The 8,311-nt window shown below is 71.7% G+C and carries 8 protein-coding genes; 3 read left to right on the top strand and 5 right to left on the bottom strand.

Going from position 1 to position 8,311, the window contains the following annotated elements:
- Positions 1-528: NAD(P)/FAD-dependent oxidoreductase (locus tag ACWD4P_RS32025; RefSeq protein ID WP_449782057.1), on the top strand; the 528-nt coding region annotated here is incomplete at its 5' end.
- A gap of 505 nt (positions 529-1,033) precedes the next feature.
- On the opposite strand, the gene ACWD4P_RS32020 is transcribed toward ACWD4P_RS32025, so the two are convergent.
- The 4 genes from ACWD4P_RS32020 to ACWD4P_RS32005 all read right to left on the bottom strand — a co-directional run bounded on the left by ACWD4P_RS32020 (position 1,034) and on the right by ACWD4P_RS32005 (position 5,167).
- A complete protein-coding gene (locus ACWD4P_RS32020; protein WP_449782056.1) occupies positions 1,034-1,471 on the bottom strand; it encodes a hypothetical protein in 438 nt (145 codons plus the stop codon).
- A 930-nt stretch (positions 1,472-2,401) separates the two neighbouring features.
- Positions 2,402-2,629 carry a hypothetical protein gene (locus tag ACWD4P_RS32015; RefSeq protein ID WP_449782055.1) on the bottom strand — a complete coding sequence of 76 codons (228 nt, stop codon included), beginning with the start codon at positions 2,627-2,629 and terminating at the stop codon, positions 2,402-2,404.
- Positions 2,630-2,665: 36 nt separating this feature from the next.
- The gene (locus tag ACWD4P_RS32010; protein ID WP_449782054.1) at positions 2,666-3,742 is read right to left on the bottom strand and encodes a site-specific integrase; all 1,077 of its coding nucleotides are present in this window, start codon (positions 3,740-3,742) and stop codon (positions 2,666-2,668) included.
- 471 nt (positions 3,743-4,213) lie between these two features.
- Positions 4,214-5,167: a pirin family protein gene (locus ACWD4P_RS32005; RefSeq protein ID WP_449782053.1), complete on the bottom strand. Its 954-nt coding sequence runs from the start codon at positions 5,165-5,167 to the stop codon at positions 4,214-4,216.
- A 106-nt stretch (positions 5,168-5,273) separates the two neighbouring features.
- On the opposite strand from ACWD4P_RS32005, the gene ACWD4P_RS32000 reads away from it, so the two are divergent.
- Complete coding sequence (locus tag ACWD4P_RS32000; RefSeq protein WP_359819365.1) at positions 5,274-5,762, top strand: carboxymuconolactone decarboxylase family protein; 489 nt, start codon at positions 5,274-5,276, stop codon at positions 5,760-5,762.
- A gap of 218 nt (positions 5,763-5,980) precedes the next feature.
- Positions 5,981-7,267 (top strand): serine hydrolase domain-containing protein, encoded by a 1,287-nt coding sequence (locus ACWD4P_RS31995; RefSeq protein ID WP_359819363.1) that lies wholly within the window; start codon positions 5,981-5,983, stop codon positions 7,265-7,267.
- Between the two features lie 247 nt (positions 7,268-7,514).
- On the opposite strand, the gene ACWD4P_RS31990 is transcribed toward ACWD4P_RS31995, so the two are convergent.
- Entirely contained in the window at positions 7,515-8,267 is a 753-nt protein-coding gene (locus ACWD4P_RS31990; protein WP_359819361.1) for an acetoacetate decarboxylase, read from the bottom strand.
- Positions 8,268-8,311 lie beyond the last annotated feature (44 nt).

The following is an 8,311-nucleotide window of genomic DNA, read 5'->3' as shown; positions in this document are numbered from 1 at the left end:
CTGGAGGAGGCGACCTTCCTCTCGCGCTTCGCCAGGAGCGTCACGATCATCCACCGCCGGGACACCCTGCGCGCCTCCAAGGCGATGCAGGAGCGTGCCTTCGCCGACCCGAAGATCCGCTTCGAGTGGGACAGCGCGGTCGAGGCCATCCACGGCGACCCCAAGCTGACCGGCGTCACCCTGCGCACGGTGACGAAGGACGGGGGCACCACCGGCGAGACCCGCGAGCTGGCCGTCACCGGCCTGTTCATCGCGATCGGCCACGACCCGCGCACCGAGCTCTTCAAGGGCCAGCTGGACCTGGACGCCGAGGGCTACCTCAAGGTCGACGCCCCCTCCACCCGGACCAACATCCCCGGCGTGTTCGGCGCCGGCGACGTCGTGGACCACACCTACCGCCAGGCCATCACCGCCGCCGGCACCGGCTGCTCCTCCGCGCTGGACGCCGAGCGCCACCTGGCAGCGCTGGAGGACGTGAGCAACAGTGAACTCGACGAGGGAGTCGGGGAGTTCGAACCGGCCATCTGACGGCTGCCGCTCCTCCTGCTCGGCCCGGGCGGGCAGCCGCCCGGGCCGCCGACAGGCTTGCGGAGCCACTCATGGCCGGTGCCGCGGTCACCATCATCGACGAGACCTCCGCCGCCAACGTCCTGGGCAGCGACAAGCACGTGCTGGTCGACCTTCGGGCCGCCTGATGCGGGCCTTGCCGTCAGATCACCCGGGTTCTGGAGTAGATCGAGATGCGAAGTGCGGAGACAGGCCCACCATCGCCAAGGTCGACGCCGACGCAAGCCCGAAAGCACGCTCAATTCCCGGCGTGCTGTCACTGTCCACCCTGCTCGTCTTCCAGAGCGGGTAGACCGTCAAGATCATCAGTGCTGCCCGGCCCAAGGCCGCTCTCGTCGCCGAGTTGGCCGAGCTCATCTGACTGCCGTAGCCGAGCATGATCCCGGACTGCACGCCCACGCGGCCGTTGCCGGAAGTACTGCTCGGGCTGGGCCTTGACAGCACGGTGATTCTGGTTTGCATCCGGTCATGCACGAGGCGTCCAGCTGACGGCAAGGCGCCACTCAGGTACCGGGAGGTCCCCGTCGTACTGGTCGCCCACCCACCTGAGGAGTTCTTCCGGTGGGGCCCACCTGTCCCGCACGGTGGAGCGGAGAGTGCGCTCAAGTTCCGGCGTGATTGCCTCTTCGGTGACGGCCTCGGCAGCGCTGTTGAGGAGCAGCAGTTCGGTCTGAGCCACCATGAGTACGTACTGGGCATCGAGGTAGTAGCTCCGGCACCGGTAAACCTGTTCGTTGCTTTCTTCCAGTGTCAGACCATGGTCGACCTCTAGGCGGTACATGACGGATTGCGCGAGGAGTTCGGGCTCGGCTGTGGGGATGAACCCGAAGGCCCCGTTGGGAAGCTTCTGATGGGCGCCCCGCAGCGTATCGCTGACGTGTTCGTTGTTCTTCTCCCAAGCCACCAGGGAGAATCGATGGGCGGTGTCCGGGCGCTTGCGTCGGGTTCGTGTGGTCACAGCGAGTCCGGACCATTTCGTCCGCTCGCCCATGAGGCTGGTGTCCCGTCGGCATGTCAGGCACTGTGGCGAGGACCAGGCGACCACTGCCAGCAAGGTCTGGATGACAGACCCGCATCGAGAGCACGTGCTCCAGAGGGCCGTGTAGGGGTCCTCTCGATAGGAGGTCCTGGTAGCAAGCCGGGCGTTCGACTCGCTCCTCGCTTCAAGGGCAGGTTCGACCGGTTCGTCGCGTGCGATCCCGGAGGTCGATGGCATCGTCTGGTCCCGCCGCGAGGCCTCGGGATGGGCTCGACTGGAGAGGGCGCGGGGACCCTTGCCTCGGGCTTCGGTGCCACAGGTGTGGTCGGAACCGGTGAATTGCCGGCTTTGCGGAGGAACTTGTCCTTCAGCTTGGCGAACCGGCCCTTTTTCGGGGCGGCCAGCTCTGCGAGTTCAGGCGCAGCTGCCAACTCGGTAGCTGGTGCAGCTACCGGCGGCAGCAGCGCAGCTCCGCCCGTGATCATGCTGAACACCTCAGCCGGTGAGATCACCCGAATGTCGAAGGTCTCCGTGTATCCGTTCTGGGGCATCTGGTCGGGCCGCAGGAAGCCGAGGAGTCCGCGGAGCTGAAGAACATCCTTGACCAAGACCTCGACCTGGGCGGCCTGCTCGCGTGTGGGCAGGATCAGCGAGCGGTACAACACCCATCCGTATCCGGCATGTTGAAGTACACGCGTGTTCGACGAAGTGCCGGAGAGCCCCACCTTCCCAGCGTGCCTGCTGGCGTCGACGACCACGTAGACCTGCGCTGGCTCGTTCACTGCTCGCCTTCCCTCCCGCTCAGCTGTCATTGGCCGGACGCGCCAGAGTCCCAGACGGCACTGACAGTCACGCTTAGGCGACGATGAGTGCAGGGTGTTCGATGTGCCGGGCGCCGTGATCGAGGGGAGCGCGTGGCAGGTCGACTTCCTTCGGTCGCCAGCCGAGTTTCGGGCCGGTCAGCATGCGGTGCTGCGACAGGACGCCCGGAGGGCTGCTCTCGGCTCTATCGTCCCGGGTCCGTGCCGGCAGCCGGACGACCTCGACCTCGTCCGTCACGCTCTCGACGACCAGTGTTGACACCGGGTAAGGCTGTTCTTGCAGGCGCGTTGGCGCATCTCATATGACCTGTCTACGACTCCTGTCGCGCTTCGCTGTCACCGACTGCGGGACAGAGCCGTCCATAGGTCCGAATTGACTATCCGGTGCCGTTGCATCGGGGCCGGTGGCAGGGGTGCGGGTGCGGCGGAGGGTCGCACCGTCGGGGTCGGCGGGTTCGAGTTCGATGGCGCGGCGTAGTTGTTCCATGCGTCGGGGCAGGGGTTGCCAGCCGGGTTCTGCGGCCATCTCGGTGTTGAGGTCGTGGATGGCGCGGGCGTAGGCGCGGGCCAGGCCGCGGAAGTGCAGGGGTAGGCCGGGGCGGGGGTGGCCGCTGGGGGCGATGCTCACCCACAGGGCGTCGGTGGTCTCGTTGCCCGGGCCGACGGGTTGGGTGATGTCGCGTGCGACGAGGTGGCTGCGGACGGTGAGCCAGTGGCGCATCGCGGCCCGGGTGGGGCCGGACAGGCCGACCGTCATGGTGGCGGGTGTGGTGCGCGGGTTGCGGTGCTGGGGGAGGCGGGTGAGGCGGATCGTGCCGTGGTGCGGGTCGATGTCGTCCGTGTGCAGGGCGCAGAGTTCGCCGGCGCGGCAGCCGGTGTCCAGCACGGTGTCGATGATCGCGAGGATCCGGCTGCGGGAGTCGGACCGGCCGGGGCGGGCCGAGTGTTCCAGGTGGCCGAGGAGGATGCTGCGCGGACGGGCGGCGACCACGGGCCGGAGCTCGACCGGCGGCGGGTTGCGGTCCGGGAGCGTGACGGTGGTGCCGGCGCGGGCGCCGAGGATGCGGAGGCAGTCCTCCCGGACGCGCATGGACGCGGGTGAGGCTTGGCCCGGTCGTGCGGTGGGCTTGCGCCGCAGCAGACCCTGCTCGGCGGCTGTGAGGTAGGCGGCGAGGGTGTCCGGCGCGAAGAGCAGGGCGAGTGAGCCGGCGGCCGCGGGCACGGTCGCGCCGCGCTCCAGGGCGGTGCGCAGTTCGCCGGCGACCCAGCGCAGTTGCTTCGCCCGGGACGTGCCGGTCGGCGGTTCGCAGGCGCGCTCGACGAGGGCGTCCAGCGCCTCGATCGAGGGTGCTGCTGTTGTCGGGGCGTCCGCCATGAGGTCACCCTGGCGCCGGGTCGGGGCGGGTCGGCGGGTCCTTGCCGACAGAGGGGGCCGGGGATGTCCCCCAGGGCTCAGCCCTGATAACTGGCTTGAAGCAAGATCGTCGGTGCGAGCAACGGGACGGGATGGTGGCTGTCTTCTCCGGCCTGCGCCGCTCCGGTGGTGACCGTCCTTCGGCAGCCGGCGAGGGGGCCGTGCCGGGAATCCGGCGGTTCTCGCGGCGGCGCCCGACGATGACGTTCCGGGCGCGCTGAGTGCCCCGATCGGTTCTGACGGGCCATCGGGAAACTCGGCATTGAGTCAGCATTGGTCCTGTCAGGCCCTGTCACGGAAGGCCGAACGGTGTCACGCGTCGAGTGCGGGGGCGAGTGTCGACAGGGGCGCTTCGGGGTGGGCGAAGGGGGACTCCGGCTTGGGGGTGCGGCGGACCCGGCCCGCCGCACCCCCGATCGGCAAGTACCCGGGTCAGCGCGCGTTTCCCCGGGGCTTGAGGGGGATGCCCGGGAGCTCCGGGGCGGGGAGGCGGTCGCCGGGGTAGCCGTCGACGGCGCCGAAGCGGTCGGAGGCGGCCTGCCACTCCTCGCGGGCCTGGGCGATGTCCTCGTGGGAGCGCCCGATGAAGTTCCACCACATGACGATCCGCTCCTCGAAGGGCGTGCCGCCGAGGAGGACGAGCCGGGCGTCGGTGTCGCCGGTGTTGGTGAGGGTGAGGGTGGTGCGGCCGGGGGCGGTGTAGCCGAGTTCGCCGGGGCGCAGCGGGGTGTCGAGGAGGCGGATGTCGCCGCTGTCGACGAGCAGGCCGTGTTCGAAGGCGGGGTCGACGGCGAGGGTGACGGTGGCGTGCGGGTGGAGGGTCAGTTCGGCGCCGAGCAGCGGGGTGAAGGTGGGGACGGGGGAGGTGTCGCCGGCGAGGGTGCCGAGGAAGACCCGGGCCTCGCCGCCGTCGAGGGTGACCGGGCCGGGGACGTGGTGGTGGAAGTCGCGTCCGGTGTGCCGGTGTTCCTCGGGCAGGGCGACCCACAGCTGGACGCCGTGCAGGACGGTGGTGGCCGGGGTGGAGACCTCGGAGTGGGCGATGCCGCGGCCGGAGGTCATCAGGTTGACCTCGCCGGGCCGGACGTAGGCGTGGACGCCGAGGCTGTCCCGGTGTTCGATCTCGCCGGTGAACAGCCAGCTCACGGTCTGCAGTCCGGTGTGGGGGTGCGGGGCGACGTCCATGCCGCCGGTGGTGGCGACGTCGTCGGGTCCGTAGTGGTCGACGAAGCACCAGGCGCCGATGGTGCTGCGGGAGCGCTGCGGCAGGGTGCGGCGTACGGTCATCGCGCGCGGGCCGCCGAGGGGCACGTCCCGGGCGGGCAGGACCTCGACTCGCGGGCCGGTGGCGGGCGTGTCGACGCGGTCGGTCTCGGCGGTGCTCACGGTGGGGTCCCTCCCGGGTGTCCAGTGGTGCCAATTAGTTCTATATTCAACTATCATGCCATGGCAGAGTGGCCGGCGACAGCTGTGATCAGCCTAAGGAGTCCAGGTGAGTGATGTGACGGTGGTCCCGACGGACCGGCGGGTGTTCATCGACAAGCAGAGCCCCCGGGCGTACCAGGCGCTGCTGGCCGCCGCCGAGGCGGCCCGCGAGGTCGCGGCCGAGGCCGGACTGGACCGGCGGCTGATCGAACTGGTCAACCTCCGCGTGTCGCAGATCAACGGCTGCGCCTACTGCCTGCACGTGCACACCAGGGCCGCGATCCGCGAGGGCGAGACCACCCAGCGCCTGGGCGTGCTCCCGGCCTGGCGCGACACCGAGGTGTTCAGCGACCGGGAGCGCGCCGCGCTCGGACTGGCCGAGGCGACCACCTCCCCGGCGGACGCGGCGCTCCAGGAGGCCGCGTACGGCGCGGCGCGCGCGGTGCTGAGCGACGAGGAGATCTCCGCGGCGGTCTGGGTATCGATCACCATCAACGCCTTCAACCGGGTCTCCATCCTGAGCAAGCACCCGGTCCGCCCGGTCGCGGCCCGGTAGCGGGTCCGCCGCGCGGCCCCGGCGGGGCCGGGAACCGCCGCGCCCACCGCCACCGCCGCCCTCGGCGCCCCCGCAGGGCCTCCGTCTTCCGGCGGAGGCCCTCCGTTGGTGGGCGTACGGCCGACTCCTCCCGGCGGAGGATGACGGGCCGTCGGCACGGCGGCGAGGCTGGGCGGCGGAGGCGAGGAACTGCTCGCCGACGGCGAAGGTGGGGTCGCATGGCACGTCGTACGCTTTCCGCGCTGGTGGGGGCGGTCTGTCTGGCACTGGCCGGGCCGGTGGTCTCGGCGGGTGCGGCCGAGGCCGCCGACGGGCGGCCGGGCCCGGGGGACCCGCGGGCGGCGGCCCTGCGGGCGGTGACCGGCGCCGGCGCGGTCGCGGCGATCGCCGAGGTCAGGGACGGGAAGGGGGTCTGGCGCGGAGCGTCCGGCGTCTCCGACCTCGCCACCGGCGCGCCGGCCCGCGCGGACGGACGGTTCCGCGCCGGCAGCGTCACCAAGGTGTTCACCGCCACCACCGTGCTCCAGCTGGTCGGGGAGGGGCGGATCGGCCTGGACGACCCGGTCGAGCGGTACCTGCCCGGACTGGTCCCGAACGGTGACCACATCACGGTCCGTCAACTGCTGAGCCACCGCTCCGGCCTCTGGGACTCCACCAACGAGAAGGGCGGGGTCTTCCCCGACTGGACGGACCCGGCGGTGGTCCGGGCCTGGTTCGACCAGGGCGGCCTGACCCGGCCCATCACCCCGGCCCAGGTCGTGGCCTCCTCGGTGGCGCACCCGCCGGTCTTCGCGCCGGACGCCACGTTCGGCTACTCCAACGTCAACTACACGCTGCTCGGCATGATCATCGAGAAGGTGACCGGGCGCGGCTACGCCCAGGAGATCACCGCGCGCGTCCTGCGCCCGCTCGGTCTCACCGGCACGTACTTCCCGGGCACGGCCACGGACATCCGGGGCCCGCACGCGCACGGCTACCTGACGCTGCCCGAGGGCCCCGGTCCGGAGGACGTCAGCGACCGGGACGTCACGGTGGCGAGCCTGACCTGGGCGAACTCGGCGGGCGAGCTGATCTCCACCCCGGGCGACCTGAACCGCTTCGACAAGGCCCTGCTGGACGGCCGGCTGCTGCCGCCGGCGCTGCTGAAGGAGATGACCGCGACCAGGCCGATCGTGGTCGACGGCGTGCCGTCCGCGCTGGGCTACGGCCTCGGGCTGGCCCGCTGGGAGCTCTCCTGCGGCCCGGTGTACGGGCACGACGGCTCGGTGCCCGGGTACGGCACCCAGATGTGGTCCTCTGGCGACCGGCAGATGACGCTGTCCGTCACGCCGCGCGGTGACGGGCAGCAGCACCTCGGACAGCTGGTGGCGGAGTTCGACTTCATGGAGCAGGCCTTCTGCGGCACCGGGCCGGGGCCGAAGCCGGGAGTGAAGCCCGGGGTGAAGCCGGGGCCGGAGCTGGGTGTGGCGCAGGGGCCGGCGGCCGTGGCACCGAAGCTCGGCTGACCGCCCGCCCGCCGTCCGGCGGGGACGCTCCCCAGCCCGCCGCCCGGCGGGTTCGCCGCTCCGGCGGGGACGCTCCCCAGCCCGCCGTCCGGCGGGTTCGCCGCTCCGGCGGGGACGCTCCCCAGCCCGCCGTCCGGCGGGTTCGCCGCTCCGGCTCGTCCGCGTTGGTCCTCGACCGCGCGGGCGGGCCGGAGCGGTGCCGTTTCCGGCGCCCGCGGCCCGGTGGAGCCGGTCCGCCCGGCGGGCTTCAGGCCGTGCGGCGCTGCTCGGCCAGGTAGTCGTGGACGGGCGTGGCGGGGGCGAGGGTGAGGTCGGTGAGGATGTGGCTGGCCGAGACGACCTCCAGGACCGGCAGGTCGGCCAGCGGCGCCATGACGTGCGCGGACAGCTGGAGCCGGGCGGGGCCGGTCCAGGCCTCCTTGACGGTGACGTCCGTGATCCGGGTCCGGACCAGGTCGCAGACCCGCAGGCCGCCGGTGTAGTCGGGGACGATCTTCACCCCGTACGTGGGCACGGTGATCTGCTCGCGGGCCTCGGCCGGGTCCATCGGCTGCCACTTGTAGGCCATGGTCGCGGTGGCGACCCGCTGGCTGCCGTGGTCGAGGGTGCCGATCAGGGTGCCGGCCTCGGTGAACAGCCGGGGGCTGCCCATCACCTTCGGGTAGGCGCTCAGCTCGCGGCCGGCGGCGGTGGCGGCGAAGTTGTCGAGGTACATGGCGTGCAGGTACTCGCCGTGCTCCCTGCCGTACCGGACCGGGACGACCTGCCCGGCCTCGACGTACGGGCCGAAGCCGTCGACCTCGCCCATCTTCATGACCTCGAAGCGGACCAGCGGCTCGTCGATCTCCAGCGGCTCCGGGACGACCGCGCGCAGCGCCTCGGGGTCGGTGCGGTAGACGACGTTCAGGTACTCGCGGTCGGTGAAGCGGGTGGCGCGGGGCGGGTAGACGGGGGCGGTCAGCGGGGTGGCGGCGTGGCGGAGGACCTGGTCGGGGCGCATGGGGGGCTCCTTCTCGGCGGCGGGTTGCTTGGTCTCCTCAAGCG

The organism is Kitasatospora sp. NPDC002543 (assembly GCF_053594915.1).
The sequence above is the reverse complement of the archived record's forward strand: the minus strand, read 5'-3'. Positions and strand labels throughout refer to the sequence as shown.

Bases quoted from the DNA above. Each gene is read 5' to 3' on its own strand.
- ACWD4P_RS31995 (WP_359819363.1), top strand. From the start codon at position 5,981: ATGGCACGTCGTACGCTTTCCGCGCTGGTGGGGGCGGTCTGTCTGGCA.
- ACWD4P_RS32010 (WP_449782054.1), bottom strand. From the start codon at position 3,742: ATGGCGGACGCCCCGACAACAGCAGCACCCTCGATCGAGGCGCTGGAC.
- ACWD4P_RS31990 (WP_359819361.1), bottom strand. From the start codon at position 8,267: ATGCGCCCCGACCAGGTCCTCCGCCACGCCGCCACCCCGCTGACCGCC.